Below are 19,466 nucleotides of genomic sequence, written 5' to 3'. Positions count from 1 at the left end.
AGGCGGTGATACAGTCGCGTTCGACTTGCATGTATTAGGCATGCCGCCAGCGTTCGTCCTGAGCCAGGATCAAACTCTCATGAAAAATTACTTTCATCAGTCTGAATGACTCATGTTGATTTTGTTGTGTTTGTTAAAGGGGTCTGCTCCCCTTGAATTGTTTGGTTATTTAAACCCTACACTTCTTGGTGTGTCTTTGTTCAGTTTTCAATGAGCAATGTTTGTTGTGTTGTCTTAAGTGACAACATCAACTATATTATCAACTTCCGGTTTGAATGTCAAGGACTTTTTTGAAAAAGTTTTGACTTGGAAGTGAGTCGCATTGAACAAGCGACGCTTATTAATTTATCATAAGTCATATCGGCTTGTCAAGCACTTTTTTTAATTTATTTTGTTGCCACAAATGACAACTTCTATACTATAGCACTTTCTGTTTTTTAGGTCAAGCACTTTTTGAAACTTTTTTGTTTCAGTGCTAAACCTTAACAAGTAGGCCGTCCGTATCGGACAATTACTAATATAGCATGGGTTGTCATTTGGGTCAACAACTTTTTTTACTTTTTTTAAATTTTATTACATTTTCCTTGCGAAACCTTGCGATTACTTGCTTTCGTCAAACAATAATTGAATTAACTCTTCGCGACTTACTTGTCCAAAGTACTTATGGACGTCAATATCTTTAAAGGCTTCATCAAAAGCTTCACGGGTATATTTCACGCCAATAAGTGCTTTTTCCACGTCTTGAATATCTCCTAAACCAAAAAAGTCGCCATAAATTTTAATGTCTTCGATGCGTCCTTTAGTCACATTAAAGCGAAAGTCGACTAAACCAAAAGGAAACTTACGTTGCTTTTGTACTTCAAAAGTAGGGGAAGAACCATAATTCCACTCCCAATTGTTGAAGCGTTCTTTGCGAATTTCCATGACTTTGTCCCAATCATCTTGGGTCAATTTTAATTCAGGGACATCTTGACGATCTTTTACACCAAAGATTTCTAATAGAATCAAATCACGAAATTCTTCTGTCGATAATTCTTGATACTTTGGATCGACAAAGGGTTTAATATTGGTCACACGACTGCGAATGGATTTAATCCCTTTTGATTCAATCTTATCTTTATTCGGTTTTAACGCATTGGTTACTTCATCTAAATCCGCATCAAACAAAATCGTTCCGTGAGCTGTCATTCGTCCGTCTTTAGCGTACATAGCATTCCCAGAAAACTTCTTACCATCAATGAGTAAGTCATTACGCCCTTCTAGTTTAGCACCCGTCGCCCCCATCTTATGGAGTGCTTCAATGACTGGTTTTGTAAAAGAGTTAAAATCTCTAAAGCTGCCGTCATCGTCTTTAATGAAGCAAAATGAAAAGTTGCCTCGATCATGGTACACAGCTCCCCCGCCGGACATGCGGCGAACAACTCGGATTCCTTTTTCTTCGACATAAGGTTGGTTAACTTCTTCCATCGTATTTTGATTGCGACCGACAATAATGGACGGGTCATTAATATAAAACAGTAAAATCGGCTCATCAACTAAACGATTTTCTACTAAATAAGTTTCTAGAGCAATATTAAAACTAGCATCATAGTTGTTTTGGTTATCTACAAAATACATCTAATCACTCACTTTCTACCTTATATGTGATAAATTTCTCCGGGTTGGGCTTGAAGTACTTCTTTATCTTCCAACCCTTGTCTTATTTCAGTCATAATTTGTTCATCGTCAGATAAAGGTGGGATGTGGGTTACAACCACTGTTTTAGCGCCACTTAATTTCGCCATCTTTACTACTTGAGTACTGTTGTAATGAATCTTATTTTCGGGATGATCCGCTGGGAAGTTACATTCAATTAAAAGAGTGTCTACTCCTTTAACAAATTCAGCTAAGTCATCGTTCCAAGCAGAATCGGCTGTATAAACAAAGGTTTTCTCTGTTTGTGGATCATATAATTTTAAAGCATAACAAGTGACAGGGTGAGTTGTTAGGCAAAAAGTCGCTTTAAAGAGTCCTAAGTCTAACACCTTATCAGGTTGATAAGGGACTAAATGACTGGTTCCTTTATTTTGGTCATTAGATAGTAGATAGTCGAATTGATTGGACGTTGGATGTAAGTAAATTGGGACGCTTCCCACTTTAGGTTTTTGTGGTCGTAACATCAATAAGTGTTGAAAAATGCCCAAGTCCGCCACGTGATCCGGGTGATCGTGAGATCCCCAGATGGCGTTTAAATCCGCTGGATCCATATAACGTTGGAGTTGAGTCGCCGAACCACTTCCCGCATCAATCAATAGTTGAAATTCGCCTGCTTCATCGCTTACTAAGTAACTCGTCGTCGGATTAGCAATGGAAGGATATCCTCCGGCACTGCCGATACATTGAATTTTCATAAAGTCCGCCTTCTTTCTTCAAGTTAGCCGTTTTGAATAATTTGTTCGTAAGCTTTTTTATCTAAATGTTTAACAATTGCGGTGGCTAGACGAACATAACTTTTAAAGTCATCTTCATGAATCACTGAACCGTGGGTATGTAAGTAGCGAACCGGAATACCGATAGCTAATGAAGGTACGCCACCTAAACTTTGATGTTGTGACCCGGCGTCCGTTCCGCCACCAACGACACTGTCTAATTGATAAGGAATGTTTTCTTTTTCAGCTAGATCAATGACAAAATCACGCAACCCGCGGTGTGGGATCATGGATGAGTCAAAGAATAAAATTTGGACTCCTTTACCTAAATGGCTGGCTGCTTCTTTTTCGGTAATACCTGGAGTGTCTCCAGCAATGCCCGTGTCTAAAGCTAAACTAATATCCGGGTTAATGGAATAAGTGGCTCCTTTTGCTCCTCTTAATCCCACTTCTTCTTGTACGTTAGCGCCAGCGTAAAGAATGTTGTCATGACCATGAGTATGAGCATATTTTAATACTTCAATGGCTACAGCAACTCCAATGCGATCATCCCAAGCTTTACCTAAAAGGTAAGGCGTGTCATTTAATCGTTCCGTTTTAATGTATGGAGTAATCATATCGCCTTGGCGAATGCCCCACGCTTCGACTTCTTCTTTGGAGCTTGCGCCTAAATCAATGAACATATTGGAAATATCCATCGGTTGTTTACGCTCGTCAGGTTTTAAAATGTGAGGCGGTTTTGAACCGATAACGCCGCGGTAAGTTTTACCCTCTCGAGTAGTAACTTCTACTTGTTGGCTTAATAGCACTTGGTTCCACCAACCACCAATAGGAATAAAGTGTAAAAAGCCTTCTTTTGTAATTTGTTGAACCATAAAGCCGACTTCATCCATATGAGCGGCTAACATTAGGCGTGGGCCCTCTTCATTTCCAACGCTATGACCAAAGATGCCCCCAAGTCCGTCTTGTAAAAAGTCGTCGACGTAATCTTTTGTTTCTTCTTTAAATAATTCGCGCACTTGTCCTTCGTGACCAGCAATGCCATTCACTTCAGTGATTCGTTTCAATAAATCCATATTAATTTCCATGATTTATGAACACCCTTTCATTCTTCTTACTTGTAACTATAGCAAACTTTTTACCTGGTCCACAACAAAAAAGCGCACACCCAAAAAGGTATGCGCTATGGCTCTATTCATTTCGTCCGTCGTTCCATAAGACGACTTTATTTTCTTTTAAGCTTTGTTGGATGTCGATAATTCGCTGGTTAGAACTTCCTCTAAAACGAAGGGTTAAATCGCGTTTGTCTTGTTCATAACGTCCGTCCACTAAGACGTCGGATAGTTTTAATAATTCTAACTTGTCAGGAGTTTCTTGTAATAACTCTTCAAAGGTGTACCCACTCCACATCCAAACATCTTTTGTGTCGCCATAACGTTGGCGCATTTTCTGAACAAGGGGTAAAAGAATCGGTGTATTTAACATCGGCTCTCCGCCTAAAAGAGTTAAGCCTTGGCAATAACTTTCCCCTAAATCCATTAAAATTTGTTCTTCTAATTCGTCTGTGTAAGGTACGCCGTAATTAAAGTTTTGAATCGCTTTGTTGTAACAGCCTGGACATGCAAACAAGCAGCCACTGACATAAATACTACAACGAACCCCTTCGCCGTCCACAAAGTTAAAGGGTTTGTAGTCGGCAATCTTACCTCTAGACCAGTCTTCCGCTTTCCATTCACCGGGAGCTGGATTTAGCGGGCGACGTTTCGGGCGGTGAGTTTTACTCAAGACTTTCACCTTCTTGAGCCATATGTTTCACACGAGAGGTAATTTCTTTATGACGACCTTTAACCATCGGTCTTAGTTGCGGGTTACCTAAATAACCGCACGTTCTTTTAACAACGTCACAGGTTTCTGGGTTGGTGTTGCCACATTGTGGACATTTAAAGCCACGTTCTGTCGGATCAAAATCACCATCAAAACCACACTCATAACAATGATCAATTGGCGTATTCGTTCCTAAATACCCTACTCGGTCATAAGCAAAATCCCATACTGCTTCTAACGCTTTCGGATTTTGACGCATATTTGGGTACTCACAGTAATGAATAAACCCGCCACCTGTAAACGGAGCGTACTCTTTTTCAAAGTCTAACTTTTCAAATGGGGTTGGATTTTTACGAACATCATAGTGGAATGAGTTAGTGTAATACCCTTTGTCGGTAATATCTTCCACATCGCCAAAGCGTTCTTGATCCATACGACAGAAACGATCCGTTAAAGATTCAGAGGGGGTGCCGTAAACACTAAAGTGATAGCCGTATTCGTCCCCTAAAGCATCAGCTTTTTGCTTCATTTGTTTTAAAATATTTACTGTAAAAGCTTTAGCTTCTGGGTTGGTCTCCCAATCGGGTCCATAAAAGACCGTTGCGACTTCATAAAGGCCAATGTAACCTAAAGAAGCAGTCGCACGTTTATTTTTAAAGGCTTCATCGACGGAATCGTCTAAACTTAGTCGTTTACCAAAGGCTCCGTGTTGATATAAAATCGGAGCATTTTCTGGCAAGGCTTCTTTTACTCGTTCAATACGGTAAAGGAGTGCGTCGGCTTGAATTTGCAGGCGATCGTTAAATAAATGCCAAAACGCTTCCATGTCGCCTTTAGATTCTAAGGCGATGCGTGGTAAGTTTAACGTCACGACCCCTAAGTTCATCCGGCCGTCACTAACGTCACTGCCTTCTTCGTCAGTCCAACCTTGTAAAAAGGAACGACACCCCATCGGCGCTTTAAAGCTACCGGTAATTTCAACGAGCTTATCGTACATTAATACGTCCGGGTACATGCGCTTTGTTGCGCACTCTAACGCTAATTGTTTAATATCGTAGTTTGGATCCGTCGGCTCTAAGTTAACACCACGCTTTAATGTGAAAACAAGTTTAGGGAAAATGGCCGTTCTTTTTTCTTTACCAATTCCGCCGATACGTACTTTTAAGATAGATTTTTGAATTTCCCGTTCAATCCAGTTTGTTCCTAAACCAAACCCTAAAGTTGTAAAAGGTGTTTGACCTTGGGAAGTATAAAGCGTATTAATTTCATATTCTAAACTTTGCATCGCGTCGTAAATATCTTTTTTCGTACGTTCGATGGCAAATTCTTCTTGTTTTTCCGGATCTTCAATCCATTCTTTAGCAAGATCACGGTTTTTTTGTAAGTTAATTTCCGCGTAAGGCGCTAACACTTCATCAACCCGGTTAGCACTAGTTCCTCCGTACTGGGAACTAGCTACGTTAGCAATAATTTGAGCCATTTGTGCAGCAGCTGTTTGAATAGAACGCGGTGACTCCACTTCAGCGTTTCCGATTTGGAACCCTTCTTCAAACATCTGTTTAAAGTCAATTAAACTACAGTTCGTCATCGGCGCATAAGGTTGGTAGTCTAAGTCGTGATAATGAATGTCCCCTTTTTCATGAGCGTTAGCCACATGAGGAGGTAACATTTGTAGACCGATCGCTTTAGCAACGACTCCTGCCGTTAAGTCGCGTTGAGTATTAAAGACGCGGCTATCTTTATTGGCGTTTTCATTCACCACGGTCGCATTTTCTTTTAATAAGTCTTGAATGCGGTGGTTAATGTCGCGAGCATTTTCGCGCTCTTTTTCTTTAGTCATACGGTAAGCATTCATCTTAACGACTGCTTCGTTCAATTGATGTTCTTTTAACGTTTCTTCAACTAATGTATGTAATTGTCGTGCTGTTAAGTGTGATTGAGCAATTTTTTGGATTACTTCATTAACAATATCTACCGCGCTAGAGCGATCTGTCGGCATGACTTTTTTAACCGACTGTTGGAGGGTATTGCGATCGAAACGCACCATTCTCCCATCACGTTTTTCAATTGTTATGTCTAAATGAGGTTGATCCGCTGAATAAGTTAAACGAGATTCTTTAAACACTCTCCTCCACTCCTTTTTTAATTTAATACTATATGTTGTGTCTATATTTATTATCATACCATACATACTGTGTTATTCAAGGGGGTTCTGTCAATTGACTTTGGTTACAAATGAAAAGGCGGATAATAAAAAGAAGTTCCTTTTAACAAGAAACTTCTTTAGAAAGATTATAAGAAAGGGTTGTAAAAGCGTTGTTTGTTTAAATAAAGTGTTAAAGTAAAAAGTCCTAAAACTCCTATACCGCAAGCAATAACAGCGTAATCTGATCCTTTAAGAGGTTTTTCTACATACCATGTGCGTTTCTTTTTGGTTCCAAAGCGGCGCAACATCATCGCATGGGAGACAGTTTCGATTCGTTCAAAGCTTGAAATAATTAAAGGTATTAAAATTCTGCCGACGGATTGAGCTTTGTCTTTAAAGGATTCGTCTTCTTCCCCACTAATTCCTCGTGCGTCTTGCGCACTTTTAATCGCAAGAAAGTCTTCTTGGATATCGGGAATATAACGTAAAGTTAGCGAGATCGCATAGGCCACCCTGTACGGAATGCCAATACGATTAAAACTTGAAGCAAATTCGCTCGGATTAGTTGTAAATAAAAAGACTAAAATTAATGGCACAGTAGAAAGATATTTGAGTAGTAAATTAAACTCGTAAAATAATTGTTCTTTTGTCAATGTAAACCGGCCGTATCCTTCCCATAAAACGTGTCTTGTTCCGTAAAGTTCAACACCGTATTCAGGAGAGACAACATACACAGCTAACAAATTCATAACGGAAAATACTAAGATTAAATAAACAAACAGTTTAATGTCTTGCCATTTAATTTGCGACACTTTTAAAAGGATTAAAGAAAAGAGACTCATTCCTAAAAGAAAGCGCGTATCATAAGTGAACATTAAAGTCGCCGTCGCGATAATAAAGAAAATCAATTTTGCAATGGAATTGATGCGATGAATGGGCGTGTTTTTATCAATGTAACCAAATAATTGTTTATCCATTCTCTCGCTTCCTTTCTTCATAAGTCATAAACTTTTGGACAAAAGTTTCCGGCACTTCCACCCCACATTGGCGTGCTAAAGTGTAAAGACTCGTTTCTCGAAGAGAAGCTTTGTCAACTAACTCTTTTGAACCTAGAATAACAAAAGGTGTCTCATCGCCAATCACTTGCCCGTCATGAATAACAATCGTACGCTGGGTATACTCTAACATCAATTGCATATCATGAGTGATCATTAAAATTGTCATCCCTTGGCGGTTTAATTCTTTCATAAACATCATAAATTCCGTGTAATGGTAGTAGTCTTGCCCGGCTGTTGGTTCATCTAAAATGAGTAGTTCAGGCTTCAACACTAAAATCGCTGCGATCGTAACACGCTTTTTCTGTCCGTAACTCAAGGCATTAATCGGCCAGTGTCTAAAAGGATACAATCCGCATACTTTTAATGTGTCATAGACTTTTTGTTTTACGTCTTCTTCACTGTATCCTCTTAAACGAAGCCCTAAAGCCACTTCATCAAAAATTAAATGTTGACTAATCATTTGATTCGGATCTTGCATCACATATCCAATGCGCTCGGCCCGCTGTTTGATCGAATCCTGAGTCATATTTTCTTCTCGCCAAATTATTTGTCCGCGCGTTGGTGTTAAAAAGCCAGCGATCACTTTAGCTAACGTTGACTTTCCTGCTCCGTTGGTGCCGACAAGACTGATCATTTCTCCTTCTTCGATCGTTAAGTTGACCGACTGTAAAGTTAGATAGTCGGTATTTTTATAACTAAAAGACATATTCTCGATAGTTAATAGAGATGCTGTCTTTTGTCTTGGTGGGTCACTTTCAATCTGTTCGCTCCATGACGTCAGTTGGTCACATAGAGTAGGATGCTCTAGTTGGCTAAGTGACTCTAACGAAGTCACTTCATTTAAATTAACTCCGGCATATTTTAGGGCGGAAATATATAAAGGCTCACGAATGTGAGTTTCTATTAAATGATTTGATAACAACAATTGTCTAGGCGTTCCATCAAAAATAATCCGACCTTCATCAAACAGTAATACTCGATCAACAGGTTGAGAGAGTACTTCCTCAAGGCGGTGCTCGATAATAATTACTGTCGTCTCCAGTTGACGATGCATTTTTTCAATGAGAGTCATCGTCTCATAACCAGAAGCGGGATCCAAACTCGCTAGAGGTTCATCAAATAACAATACTTGAGGGGAATCAATTAAGACTCCCGACATGGAAACTCGTTGTTTTTGTCCTCCTGATAAAGAACCCGGCGCTTGATTTAAAAGATCAGATAGATGTATTCGGCTTGCCCAATTCTGTACAGCTTCATGCATGACTGAGTGGCTCGTCGCATCGTTTTCTAACGCAAAGGCCATATCTTCGGCAACAGTCATTCCAACAAACTGGGCAGAAGTATCTTGTAAGACCGTCCCGACGTAACGGGAGAGGTCGTCAATCGACCAATGAGACAAGTCTTCATTAAATAAAGTTAATTCTCCAGACCATTCGCCGATAAAAGCATGGGGAATGAGTCCATTCAAACATTTTCCAAAGGTTGATTTTCCTGAGCCCGAAGGACCTAAAATTAAAATTTTTTCCCCAGGATAAATATCAACTGTAATATTTTTTAAGGTCGATTGGGTTTGAGAATCGTATCTAAAAGAAAAATCACGAAATGAAATGATCGGTTTCACTGGAAAACCTCCTTCCTTTCCGCTTTAGTCATCTTTAGATAAACTACGACTTTTAGTTCGAGTGTTGGCGTATAGTTTAATTAAAATCCATCCGATCACACCAGTCCCAATGGCATTAAGAATTGTCGCCGCTCCACCTTGTAAAATAAGTTTTAATTGAGGCTCGCGGTAAACAATCATATCTAAAATTGGCGCTATAAGTGCCCATGCTAAAGCATTGACAATAATTTCTCCAACAATAAAGCGCTTAAAGAGTGCATTATCAGCAATTCCTTGTTCGATTTGGTTGTTTCGTAAGACATAACCTAAACCATATCCGACAAAGCTGGAAGCGACAATCCAACCAAACCACGCTTGACCATAAGTTGTCACGTCAGTTAAATAATGCCCAATAAAAGCTGCTAAAGCAGCGGGAACTGGACCAAATACTCCAGCAAATAAAGCTAAAAAACCGTAAGAGACTTGAATCGTCGTGTTAGGGATCGGCGTAGGAATCGCAATAAATTTCATTAAAATGAAAAAGATCGCCGCTCCAATCGCTGTCGCAACGGTTTGAGTTACTGGATGTTGTTTTTTCATCATAATCCTTCTTTCTTATTGATATAATTTCACTAATTTAGCATCAACTTTTTTTATCCCAATTTCCCATTCAACCCCAATTCCTATGTGATATAACTTGGAAAAAGAATCTTGATTCACTGCCACACCTAAATTAGTTAATGAATTAATATAAACTAACGGCTCACCGACGTCCACTTGGGCAAAAGAGCGGACAAATTGCATGACGTTTTGATAGACACGCTTGCCTTTATGGCTAATTAAGACCATTACATAGTCCTCTGCTTCTAAATTTAATTCTTTAACAAGGGACAGAGGAATGTTTGTCCATAACGAACCAAAGCGAATATCTAAAATATCAATAATACCTTTTAATGTATTGTCTTCAAGTACCGCATCTTTAATCGGCAACGTTTCTAAAGATTCAAGAGAGACTAGAGAACCAATCTCTTCGAACCTAATTTCTCCACATGCTAGACGTGCTCCGTTATAAGCGTAAATATCTCGGCCATGAAAAGTATGACTTTCTTGAGAGTGAGGCAAGCGACTTTCCACCTCATCGATTTCGCGAACCTCTTCAATCTTTTGTTGATGAAGCAAATGACTAATCGTTCCGTTATCCGGTGTAATAATCACTTGCCCGGTAACTAAGCGAACCGCAATACTTCGGCGATGACTGCCGACCCCAGGGTCTACTACCGAAACAAATACGGTCCCCTTTGGCCAATATTCCACGGTTTGGATTAAACGGTAAGAAGCAGACCAAATATCATATTGGGGAATGTCATGGGTTAAATCTGACACCGTGAGTTGCGGATGCACTTGACAAGCGACTCCTTTCATCGCACTGACGGCGCCATCCATTAAACCAAAGTCCGTTTGTAAGACTAATGTATGCATAAACAGCCTCCTCATTTTATTATTTTAAGATAATTTTAATTATAGTAAAAATCCTTTTATAAAGCAACACAACGCACTAAAAAACGCCTTTAAAATAAGCAAATGCTTACTTTAAAGACGAGTAGATTTTTGATGTTTTTCATAATAGTAGACGATACTCAACGTGGCTATTAAAAGAACGATCGTCGCCACAAGGCCACCTTCAAACCCAAAGTCTCCTCCGTGCCAAAGGACCGTTTCTTTAGGAAGACGGGTAATAAACCAAGCACTTGGTAACACATTGCCTGAAACAGGAATCCCTAATACGGGCCCTAACATAAAGTTCCAAGCACTGTGGATGGCGCCGACAAACCAAATGCTGTCATTATAATAGAAAATAACAGAAAATAATACGCCAGCTAAAAAGACGTTCAGTAAAGCGATGAAAGAAACAGCTGGGTTAAAAAAGTGCAGTAAACTAAAAAGTAAAGAGTTTAATACAATTCCCCAAACTGGACCCCAGTAGCTACTAATATTATTCATTAAGTAGCCTCGGCACAATACCTCTTCACCAAGTCCTTGAATCGCAAAACCGACCACATATAAAATCATCGCAAGGGTGTGCCACTGATTCCACTGACTGGTTACTCTTGCTAGCAATACATTCAATCCGTATACCACTAGGACAAGAACAATGCCGATGAGCCATCCCTTAATGTATAATCCCTTCGTCATCAAACGATGAAAGCCTAAACTTTTAAGGGAGCGTTCTTCTATTGTTCCAGCGACAAACCAAGTGGCTAAAATAAAGACGATTCCTGAACTTAATTCAATTGGCACAACGAGCCAAGAAGGAATGCCGCCGATAAGAGCATCAATCCAACCAAACCCGATAATATAAAGAGTTTGTAAAATTAAGGCAATCAGTAAAATAACAGGAAACCACAAAAAGATCGTCCAAGGAGATCCTTTTCGTTCTTGTTGTGTTAATGCAATTGTCGTATTAGATGGATTCATTTTTTCACCTCTTTTAGTGATGTTTTTTAGACCAATAAGGAGCGTAACCGTAAGCTAGTAATAAACTAGTTCCAATCCAACTAGCTAACGCTAAAATAAATGGCCATCCAAAAGGTACTTTGTAAATAAAAATAATCATAAACACCACTCGCTGCGCCCATAAAGCAAACATTAAGACTAATTGAAAGGCTTTTAAGCTTTTATTTGTCTGACTAGAGATTAAAGCAACTCCGGGGTGATGACGGTAAGCGTGCATTAAAGGCATCAATTGCAGTGCGGTTAAGATTAAACAAAGGACACCTAAAACGATAAGTAACCAAGCATTATTGGTCAAAAACATTAATCCGCCAGTAAATAATAAAAGACGTAGCCATACACTACTGTAACTCGTACTGCGCATCAAGACTCTTAAATATAAATAAGCTAGACTGGATTGATTAAAGTAAGTCATGCGTTCTAATAATGGCGCTAGCCAAGGACGAGGCTTAATACTTGTTTGTTGTTGCGGCGTATCTGCAAAGACCGAAATAAAACGGTAAAAGTGGGCTTGCCGCTTTTCTTCGCTTTCAATGACTCCGTTAAAATTAACCACCCGATGCTGGGTTCCTTTTTTAAGTTGCATGAGCACTAATAGCACAACCATTAAATAAAGTCCGATGAAGCCAACTAACCCTCTAAAGGATAGGTTCATACTAAGATAAGCTAAAACCAGTTGAAGTAGACAAAACCCTGTCAACCCCAAAGTGCGTTGGTTTGAGTAATAAATCAATAAGTAGCGTAATAATTCATACGCGGTTTTAGCGAGTAACACCCATAATCCAAATAGCCCCATTTCTCCTAAAGTCCACTGATTCACCAATTGCATTAAAGGGGCTAACACGATAAGACCCACCGCAATGACTACACTCCATAAAAATGTAGTTAAGTAAGTTCCTTTAAGCCAATAAGGTTGCCAAGCTTGCCCTCTAGCAAACAAAAAGGATTGGTCCGCTGTTTTTGTAAACCATAAGGGTCGTCCTAGTAGTAACAAACTCGTGACTAACACACTTAATAATCCTTTCAAGCCATATTTAACTCCGGGTGTTTGAAGGGCGACTTGCAGTTTAACTAACTGATCTTGATAGAAAAAGATACCAAAACCTAAAACGACAAATAAGACAATGGAGAAATGATCATTTAAAATTAAACGGCTGTAACGCCCGATTTCTTTTGCCCATTGTTTACGTCGCTTTTGGTATAAATTGAGTAATGATGGATCCATTATTCTTCCTCCGCTCGTTCAGCTAGAGCTAAATATAAATCATCTGCCGTTGATGCGGTCATCCCTAAAGCAACTGATACTTCATCTAACGTTCCGGTGGCGATCAACTTGCCATGACTTAAAATTAAATAACGATCACATAACTCTTGAGCAATACTTAAAATATGCGTGGTAAACAACACACTCCCCCCGGATTGGGTATAGTCTTTAAGTAATTGTTTAAAGTGATTGATCGCTAAAGGGTCTAGCCCAATAAAAGGCTCATCGACGATGAGTAATTTCGCTTTAGTAATTAAAGCACAAATAATCATTACCTTTTGTTTCATCCCTTTAGAAAAGTAAATCGGGAACCAATTGAGTTGACGTTCTAAACGAAACAGCTTTAATAAAGGTTCTGCTCGTCTCATCGCTTCCTCCGGGTCAATGTTATACCCTAGTGCCGTCATCATAATGTGCTCTTTTAAAGTAAGCTCTTCATACAATACGGGGGTTTCAGGGATGTAAGCGACTTGACTGGCGTAAGCTTCGTGATCTGTGATCATCGTCGCCCCATCTATTTCAATTTGACCTTTTTGCGGGGTGAGTAAACCTAAAATGGTTTTTAATAACGTCGTCTTTCCCGCACCGTTTAGTCCAATAAGTCCTACCATTTCTCCTGGTTGAATCGAAAAGGTAATATCTTGAATGACAGGAACTTGGCGGTACCCGCTATTCACTTGTTCAACGTTTAATAACATGTTTATTTCTCCTCTAATGGCGTTAAAATGTGTTGCCAAATTTGCCTTGCGGTATCTTCTTTTGATAATAAAGGAAGTGCTTTTTGGCTGCCGTCTTTTCCTAAAATGGTCACTTGGTTAGTTGATACATTAAACCCGGCATCGGTTCTTGATACATCATTGGCAATGAGCCAGTCGGCTTTTTTGCGTTCTAATTTATTTTTAGCGTTAACGAGTAAATCTTGGGTTTCTGCCGCAAAGCCAATGAGTGTTTGGTGGGTTTTCTTTTCGCCTAATCCTTTTAAAATGTCTGGGTTTTCCACTAATTCTAGCGTCAACCCTTCTTGTTGGTCTTCTTTTTTCATTTTTTGGGTTTGTTGATTTTTAACTCGGTAATCACTAACCGCTGCTGCCATCACTACATAATCCGCTTCGTCATAGAAGGACGCCATTTGTTCTTGTAGCTGGCGCGCACTTTCAACATAATGAACATCCCAATGAGGCGACACAGGTAAATTAGGACGCGTAGAAATAACGGTGACGTCAGCGCCTAATTCTTCGGCTGCTTTAGCCACTGCGTACCCCATTTGACCGGAAGAGTCGTTAGAAATATAACGAACCGGGTCGATACGCTCGACCGTTCCTCCTGCTGAAACTAAGACTTTTTTACCTTGTAAAGTTTGAGGTAAATGACTTTTAGTGTAGACGAGATTGGCTTCTTCAACAATCCGTTCTAACTCAGGCAGACGTCCTTTACCACTGTAACCTTCTGCAAGAAAGCCCGTATCCGGTTCCATCACCGTGTAACCATACTGTCTTAATTGTTTGATGGAATTTTGTGTGGCAGGATTTTCGTACATATTAACATTCATTGCCGGGACAATCAGTCGCGGGGCGGTGGTAGCTAAAAGGGTGGTTGAGACAATTTCATCAGCGATACCGTAAGCCATTTTAGCTAAAATATTCGCCGTAGCTGGCGCAACGATCACTAAGTCGCACCAATCCGCCATATGAACGTGTTGAACATTTTCGGCTTCATGTTCGTCAAAGACATCCACTAATACGGCGTGTTTTGTCAACACTTGGAAAGTGAGTGGCGTAATAAATTCCGCTGCACTTTTTGTCATCGCCACTTTAACGTTGGCTCCTTGTTTAATGAATTGACGAGTTAACTCCGCCATTTTGTAACTGGCAATGCCGCCGGTAATAAATAAACCTATGTTTACATTGTTAAACACTGACATCTTCCTATTCTTCAAAATCAATTCGCGCACTTAAAGGTAACATAATAAAAGCTCCTAAAGCCATCGCAATCAGTTCAGATAAAAAAAGTGTACCATAAGTAAACCAAAATGCTTCTTCAAAATGAAGTAAGTAAACAAGCATATAAGCAATAATAAACATCATAACAGAAAACGCTAACGTCATAATAGCATATTGAGTGATTCGATGAGAATTTTGTTGACGTTCAGTGACTTTTTTAGCTAAATAACGACCTAGTATTAAGGAAAGAACGGTATGTAGGGTTCCTACTACCATATCAATCGGACCGTTAGCCATATTAACTAGAAAGACCCCTAGCGTAATCGCAATAATATAACGACGATTATAGAGTCCTAGAAAGTTTAATCCTTCTGAAATTCGAAATTGAACCGGACCAAAAGCTACTGGAGCAACTAATAAGGTAAGGACAATGTAAATGGCGGCGACAATGCCACCTTTAACTAAATCATTGGTTTTCATTTTATTCTTATCTCCTTTACGACTTTAGTATATTGGATATACCATATTGTAACAATTTTCACGTAAAAATTGAACTAAGAGAAAAAGCTCCTTAAACAATGATGTTTAAAGAGCTTTAAATTTGTTTAATTTAATTTTAGTACCAATAATTAGCGTTCCAGAAATCCAATGCGCCTTGGATTGAGCCGTAACGTTCGTTCATATAGTCATACATCCACTCTAATTGAGTGTGTGGGTTTGTTGCCCAGTCATCACCGTGGGACGCATAACGCGTCGGGTCAATGTTTTGAGCTAAACCGTAAGCTCCAGATGAAGCGTTCGTTGCTTGTGGATCCCAATTTGATTCACGTTCAATGATGTATGCCCAACCATCGATTTCAGCTTGAGATAGACCTTTTTGAGCAGCTAAATGATCAAAGGCTTCACGAGCACTCATATTTGATGTGTCGGCTGATGGAGCTGGTGCTGATTCTACTTCAGGAGCAGCAACTTCTTCTACAACTTCTGGTTGTACTTCAGGCGTTACTTCCGGTTCGATTTCAGGAACAGTTACTTCTTCAACTTCTAAAGAAGCGACTTCATCTTGAACAGTTTCTTCAACTACTGGTTCGCTTACTTCGACCGTGTTTTCCACTTCTTCAATTGTTTCTTCGACCATTGATTCTTCGACAACAACTTCTTGTGTCGCAGTGTCTTCAATGATTGTTTCTTCAACATCATTGGTTGTTGCAATTGAAAGTTCTTCTTGAACAGGTGCGAAACTTGTTTCGAATTCTTCAACTTCTTCAATGATTGTTGTTGGTTCTTCTTCAGCAACAGGTAATGACAAAGCAACTTCTGGTACGAAAGCTTCTTCTTGTACCGCTTCATAAACGGGTGCTTCTTCAACAACTGCTTCACCTGTTTGCGTTGAATAAACTGCTGAGTTTCCTGCTTCATCGATTTCAGTTAAAGTATGATTTGCTGCATCGAATACTAAAATGGTTCCCGCTAAAATAAAATCAGGGTTAGAAATATTGTTAATACGAACTAACTCTTCTAATTCCATTCCTAAAGCTTGAGCAATACCTGATAACGTATCGCCCCATTGAACTTTATAGTAGCGAACACCGTTTTCTTGTTGGGTTGTTTCTTGTGCAATCTCTTGGACAGAACGTTGGGTCCATTCAGATGGTGTTTGAGCTAAAGCGGCTGACGGAACAACGACGCTTGCGCCGATACCTGTTAATAATAAAGTACTTGTTGCAATTTTAAATGATTTTTTCATGGGGTAAAAGAACTCCTTTTAAATTGAAAATTAAATTATGTAAAAATAGAATAGCCTCTTCTTGAAAGGCTCATTCATTATCCTACATCATTTTTTCTAAAAGAAAAGAGGTTCTACCACATTGTTATTGGCTATTGATACGGATGTAATTCTCGTAACTGTTTCGTAATATTCGACTCTTTACTGTATTGCGTCACAGGCTTCCAGTTGGTCGAGTAAGCGGGAGACATAATCAATCGCAAAAAGAATCGCTTCACCCGACTCCATTGACACCCCTGCTAACTTAGCAAGTTCCATCGGCGAACGGGTTCCTCCTAAAGAAAGCACTTCGAGCCATTGATCTTTAACCTTTGTATCCCCTCTAGCAATCTTTTCGCCGACTTGGGTTCCAATGGTAAGACCGGCTGAATAAGTGTAAGGATATAGACCAATAAAATAATGGGGTTGTCTCATCCACGTTAACTCAGCTCCTTCATTAATTTCAACCGCATCTTGCCAAAAACTTTGTAGTGTTTCTTTAAAGAAACGATTTAAATCAGGGACGGTGAGTATTTCATCTCGGTCTAAGGCTTCGTAAACTTTCCGTTGGAAATCAGCTTCTAATAAATGGGTGACCATATTATGGAAATAAGTTTTAGAAACAAAGTCTGCAATGAGGGTGACTTTTTCGGCATCTTTTAAAGGTTGATTTAATAAATAATTCATCGCAATCACTTCATTCGCTGTAGAAGGTGCTTCAATAAAGTAAAGGCTCGGTTCGGGATTAATAGCCGGTTGGTTGGCATAAATCCATTGGAAGTGCCCTGCGTGCCCGAATTCATGAACTAACGTTAGTACTTCACTCATTAATCCGGTCCAATTTAATAAAATATAAGACGGTCCTTGAGGGATGCTGGCACAAAAGCCACCGGTACTTTTAGTTTGGTTCATCGCAAAATCAATCCAACGCTCGTCATAAGCTTGTTGGATCATTTGCTGGTATTCTTCACCTAAAGGTTGCAGAGCTTCCATGACCATCTTTTGACTTTCTTCAATCGTAATATGGCGAACATCTTCGGTTGTATAGTTCGCTTTAATATCAGCTAAAGTTATTTTATTAAGTCCTAGCTTTTTCTTTAAGAGGGTGGCATAACGCTGCATCACTGGACTGAAGTGTTTCATTAATGTATCAATTTGACGGTGGTACACTTCAGGGATGACTTGTTGTTGGAACAACAAATAATCAATGACTGAATCAAAGCCTCGTAAAGTGGCCATCTTTTTCTCCATTTGGACATGATTAATGTAGTTCATACCGGCGGTGTTTTGATATTTAGCAAGTCCTTCATGAAAGGATTGCCAAGCTTTATGACGAACAGTGACACTTGGATGGCCTTCAAACTCCCCTTCAAAAGTTAAAAAGTCGTTGGCATAAACCCTCCCATCAGCTTCAAAGGAATCGAAGGTTAAGTCTTCAAACTTTAACGTTTCATATAAAGGGTAACTACTATAAAGGGTTCCGCTTAATTGACTAAGGACTTCTTCGACTTCTTTTGATTGGTGGTGTTTACTTTGACGTAAGATCTCTTTGACAAACGGAGCAAACTTTTTGGCGTCGGCGTCTTTTAACAGTTGGTCGATTATTTCTTTAGGTACTACAGCCAATTCTGTTGTATAAAAGGAAAGCTTTGTATCTAATTGCTCGCGAATTTTTTGACCTCGTAAAGCATTGGTTTCAACCTGTGAATCCATTCGGTCGACACTTAAAGCGAGATGACTGTAATTCATCACATGGGCAAACAAGACGGATAATGTTTCATAATCAAAAAGAGATTGCTTTAAAAGAGAAAGGTCATTTAATGCGCCTTCATAGGTTGCGTTAAAGTCTTCAACTAATTGAATGAGTCGCTCAACCGCTTTTTCATAAGTTTGTTGGTCGTCAAATAATAAAGATAAGTCCCACGTTTCTTCTAAAGGAACCTCTTGTCTTAAAGCTAAACTTGTCATAATTGAATAACCTTCTTTCGTTTTTTGTTGATCACATTTAAGTAGAAATTAATAGGGTTATAGGCATATCTTATACATTTTTTAAACTAATTGCACGTTAGAGTTATTGAAGTATCTCTTATTTATGATAAACTAGATTAAGTGAGAAAAAGAATCGAATGGAGCGATAGCATGCAAAAGATTGATGTGAATTCACAACTTATTCAAAAGCATGTCAGTGTAATTAAAGTATTATCACACCCTATTCGCTTTTCTATTGCGTTATTTTTATATCGCAATGGAAAGATGAACGTCGGCGCTATCCAAGAAGGATTAGATCTTCCGCAATCTACCGTTTCACAGCATATTTCCAAAATGCGTGAAGCAGGGATCGTTAAAGCCGATCGCCAAGGGACTAAGATTTATTATACTTTATCCAATGACATTGCTATTAAAGTGTTACAAACTTTATCTTAATTAAGTAACGAGACGTTAACTTTTTAGTTAGCGTCTCTTTTTTATACGATAGATTGCAAAATTAATTGCGACAAACAAGAAAACCCATAACAGGTTCGTGTAAAATGTTAGTAACCACAAAAACACACACGGAGGACCTGTTATGAGCTACAAACATCTTACCATAGAAGACCGTTCAAAAATAGAAATACTTTATCATGAAGGCTATACAGCGAGTCAAATTGCTGAAGCCATCGGGCGTCACCGTTCGACGATTTATCGAGAACTCAAGCGTGTTAAGTCAACCTGTTACGATGCTCAATTGGCTCAAGATAACGCTTCTGAGCATCAATCTCTCAAAGGTCGTCGTCCTAAACATACGCCCGAGCTCATTCAAGATATTCAAACAAAGTTAGAATTAACTTGGTCTCCCGAACAAATCGTAGGACGCTGCTATCAAAATAGATTATCATTTAAAACAATCTATAACTGGATCTATCAAGGCGTCATTGAGGTCTCGATAAATTGCCTAAGACAAAAAGGTAAA

Annotated in this window: 18 protein-coding genes and 1 rRNA gene; 2 read left to right on the top strand and 17 right to left on the bottom strand. The window is 39.2% G+C overall.

Annotated features, from left to right (window positions below):
- From BLR79_RS09125 to pepF, 17 genes are all read right to left on the bottom strand, one after another.
- Positions 1 to 85 (bottom strand): 16S ribosomal RNA (locus BLR79_RS09125); the annotation flags it as partial.
- 515 nt (positions 86 to 600) lie between these two features.
- A complete protein-coding gene (locus tag BLR79_RS05890; protein WP_092085794.1) occupies positions 601 to 1,617 on the bottom strand; it encodes a lipoate--protein ligase in 1,017 nt (338 codons plus the stop codon).
- 20 nt (positions 1,618 to 1,637) lie between these two features.
- Complete coding sequence (locus BLR79_RS05885; protein ID WP_092085793.1) at positions 1,638 to 2,390, bottom strand: MBL fold metallo-hydrolase; 753 nt, start codon at positions 2,388 to 2,390, stop codon at positions 1,638 to 1,640.
- A 23-nt stretch (positions 2,391 to 2,413) separates the two neighbouring features.
- A complete protein-coding gene (locus tag BLR79_RS05880) occupies positions 2,414 to 3,496 on the bottom strand; it encodes a M42 family metallopeptidase (protein WP_092085791.1) in 1,083 nt (360 codons plus the stop codon).
- Positions 3,497 to 3,599: 103 nt separating this feature from the next.
- The gene (gene nrdG / locus BLR79_RS05875; protein ID WP_092085790.1) at positions 3,600 to 4,193 is read right to left on the bottom strand and encodes an anaerobic ribonucleoside-triphosphate reductase activating protein; all 594 of its coding nucleotides are present in this window, start codon (positions 4,191 to 4,193) and stop codon (positions 3,600 to 3,602) included.
- Positions 4,186 to 6,357 carry an anaerobic ribonucleoside-triphosphate reductase gene (gene nrdD / locus BLR79_RS05870; RefSeq protein WP_268752973.1) on the bottom strand — a complete coding sequence of 724 codons (2,172 nt, stop codon included), beginning with the start codon at positions 6,355 to 6,357 and terminating at the stop codon, positions 4,186 to 4,188. The genes nrdG and nrdD overlap by 8 nt, the downstream gene beginning before the upstream one ends.
- A gap of 167 nt (positions 6,358 to 6,524) precedes the next feature.
- Positions 6,525 to 7,355: an energy-coupling factor transporter transmembrane component T family protein gene (locus tag BLR79_RS05865; RefSeq protein WP_092085786.1), complete on the bottom strand. Its 831-nt coding sequence runs from the start codon at positions 7,353 to 7,355 to the stop codon at positions 6,525 to 6,527.
- On the bottom strand, positions 7,348 to 9,057 hold the full coding sequence (locus tag BLR79_RS05860; protein WP_092085784.1) for an ABC transporter ATP-binding protein: 1,710 nt from the start codon (positions 9,055 to 9,057) through the stop codon (positions 7,348 to 7,350). Before BLR79_RS05860 ends, BLR79_RS05865 begins: the two co-directional genes overlap by 8 nt.
- Before the next feature lie 24 nt (positions 9,058 to 9,081).
- Positions 9,082 to 9,636, bottom strand: a complete 555-nt coding sequence (locus tag BLR79_RS05855) for an ECF-type riboflavin transporter substrate-binding protein (RefSeq protein WP_092085782.1) — start codon at positions 9,634 to 9,636, stop codon at positions 9,082 to 9,084.
- Positions 9,637 to 9,651: 15 nt separating this feature from the next.
- A complete protein-coding gene (locus BLR79_RS05850; protein ID WP_092085780.1) occupies positions 9,652 to 10,515 on the bottom strand; it encodes an SAM hydrolase/SAM-dependent halogenase family protein in 864 nt (287 codons plus the stop codon).
- Positions 10,516 to 10,626: 111 nt separating this feature from the next.
- Complete coding sequence (locus tag BLR79_RS05845) at positions 10,627 to 11,511, bottom strand: CPBP family intramembrane glutamic endopeptidase (protein WP_092085778.1); 885 nt, start codon at positions 11,509 to 11,511, stop codon at positions 10,627 to 10,629.
- A 13-nt stretch (positions 11,512 to 11,524) separates the two neighbouring features.
- Positions 11,525 to 12,772 carry an ABC transporter permease gene (locus tag BLR79_RS05840; RefSeq protein WP_092085776.1) on the bottom strand — a complete coding sequence of 416 codons (1,248 nt, stop codon included), beginning with the start codon at positions 12,770 to 12,772 and terminating at the stop codon, positions 11,525 to 11,527.
- On the bottom strand, positions 12,772 to 13,509 hold the full coding sequence (locus tag BLR79_RS05835) for an ABC transporter ATP-binding protein (RefSeq protein WP_092085774.1): 738 nt from the start codon (positions 13,507 to 13,509) through the stop codon (positions 12,772 to 12,774). The genes BLR79_RS05840 and BLR79_RS05835 overlap by 1 nt, the downstream gene beginning before the upstream one ends.
- A 2-nt stretch (positions 13,510 to 13,511) precedes the next feature.
- On the bottom strand, positions 13,512 to 14,732 hold the full coding sequence (gene coaBC / locus BLR79_RS05830) for a bifunctional phosphopantothenoylcysteine decarboxylase/phosphopantothenate--cysteine ligase CoaBC (RefSeq protein WP_092085772.1): 1,221 nt from the start codon (positions 14,730 to 14,732) through the stop codon (positions 13,512 to 13,514).
- A gap of 4 nt (positions 14,733 to 14,736) precedes the next feature.
- Positions 14,737 to 15,231: a QueT transporter family protein gene (locus BLR79_RS05825; RefSeq protein WP_092085770.1), complete on the bottom strand. Its 495-nt coding sequence runs from the start codon at positions 15,229 to 15,231 to the stop codon at positions 14,737 to 14,739.
- 136 nt (positions 15,232 to 15,367) lie between these two features.
- Positions 15,368 to 16,498: an aggregation-promoting factor C-terminal-like domain-containing protein gene (locus BLR79_RS05820; RefSeq protein ID WP_092085768.1), complete on the bottom strand. Its 1,131-nt coding sequence runs from the start codon at positions 16,496 to 16,498 to the stop codon at positions 15,368 to 15,370.
- A gap of 180 nt (positions 16,499 to 16,678) precedes the next feature.
- The gene (gene pepF / locus BLR79_RS05815; RefSeq protein ID WP_092085766.1) at positions 16,679 to 18,484 is read right to left on the bottom strand and encodes an oligoendopeptidase F; all 1,806 of its coding nucleotides are present in this window, start codon (positions 18,482 to 18,484) and stop codon (positions 16,679 to 16,681) included.
- A 171-nt stretch (positions 18,485 to 18,655) separates the two neighbouring features.
- On the opposite strand from pepF, the gene BLR79_RS05810 reads away from it, so the two are divergent.
- Positions 18,656 to 18,940, top strand: a complete 285-nt coding sequence (locus tag BLR79_RS05810; protein WP_092085764.1) for an ArsR/SmtB family transcription factor — start codon at positions 18,656 to 18,658, stop codon at positions 18,938 to 18,940.
- A gap of 142 nt (positions 18,941 to 19,082) precedes the next feature.
- A partial coding sequence (locus tag BLR79_RS05805) for a helix-turn-helix domain-containing protein (protein WP_143338793.1) occupies positions 19,083 to 19,466 on the top strand: 384 nt, incomplete at its 3' end.

It is taken from the genome of Dolosicoccus paucivorans (genome assembly GCF_900100125.1).
GTDB lineage: Bacteria > Bacillota > Bacilli > Lactobacillales > Aerococcaceae > Dolosicoccus > Dolosicoccus paucivorans.
This window is presented reverse-complemented; position numbering and strand designations above follow the sequence as displayed.

Excerpts from the sequence above, each read along its gene's own strand:
- BLR79_RS05885 (WP_092085793.1), bottom strand. The coding sequence starts at position 2,390 with ATGAAAATTCAATGTATCGGCAGTGCCGGAGGATATCCTTCCATTGCT.
- BLR79_RS05825 (WP_092085770.1), bottom strand. The coding sequence starts at position 15,231 with ATGAAAACCAATGATTTAGTTAAAGGTGGCATTGTCGCCGCCATTTAC.
- BLR79_RS05835 (WP_092085774.1), bottom strand. The coding sequence starts at position 13,509 with ATGTTATTAAACGTTGAACAAGTGAATAGCGGGTACCGCCAAGTTCCT.
- BLR79_RS05880 (WP_092085791.1), bottom strand. The coding sequence starts at position 3,496 with ATGGAAATTAATATGGATTTATTGAAACGAATCACTGAAGTGAATGGC.
- BLR79_RS05855 (WP_092085782.1), bottom strand. The coding sequence starts at position 9,636 with ATGAAAAAACAACATCCAGTAACTCAAACCGTTGCGACAGCGATTGGA.
- BLR79_RS05890 (WP_092085794.1), bottom strand. The coding sequence starts at position 1,617 with ATGTATTTTGTAGATAACCAAAACAACTATGATGCTAGTTTTAATATT.
- BLR79_RS05810 (WP_092085764.1), top strand. The coding sequence starts at position 18,656 with ATGCAAAAGATTGATGTGAATTCACAACTTATTCAAAAGCATGTCAGT.
- coaBC (WP_092085772.1), bottom strand. The coding sequence starts at position 14,732 with ATGTCAGTGTTTAACAATGTAAACATAGGTTTATTTATTACCGGCGGC.
- BLR79_RS05865 (WP_092085786.1), bottom strand. The coding sequence starts at position 7,355 with ATGGATAAACAATTATTTGGTTACATTGATAAAAACACGCCCATTCAT.
- BLR79_RS05850 (WP_092085780.1), bottom strand. The coding sequence starts at position 10,515 with ATGCATACATTAGTCTTACAAACGGACTTTGGTTTAATGGATGGCGCC.
- BLR79_RS05840 (WP_092085776.1), bottom strand. The coding sequence starts at position 12,772 with ATGGATCCATCATTACTCAATTTATACCAAAAGCGACGTAAACAATGG.
- pepF (WP_092085766.1), bottom strand. The coding sequence starts at position 18,484 with ATGACAAGTTTAGCTTTAAGACAAGAGGTTCCTTTAGAAGAAACGTGG.
- BLR79_RS05845 (WP_092085778.1), bottom strand. The coding sequence starts at position 11,511 with ATGAATCCATCTAATACGACAATTGCATTAACACAACAAGAACGAAAA.
- BLR79_RS05820 (WP_092085768.1), bottom strand. The coding sequence starts at position 16,498 with ATGAAAAAATCATTTAAAATTGCAACAAGTACTTTATTATTAACAGGT.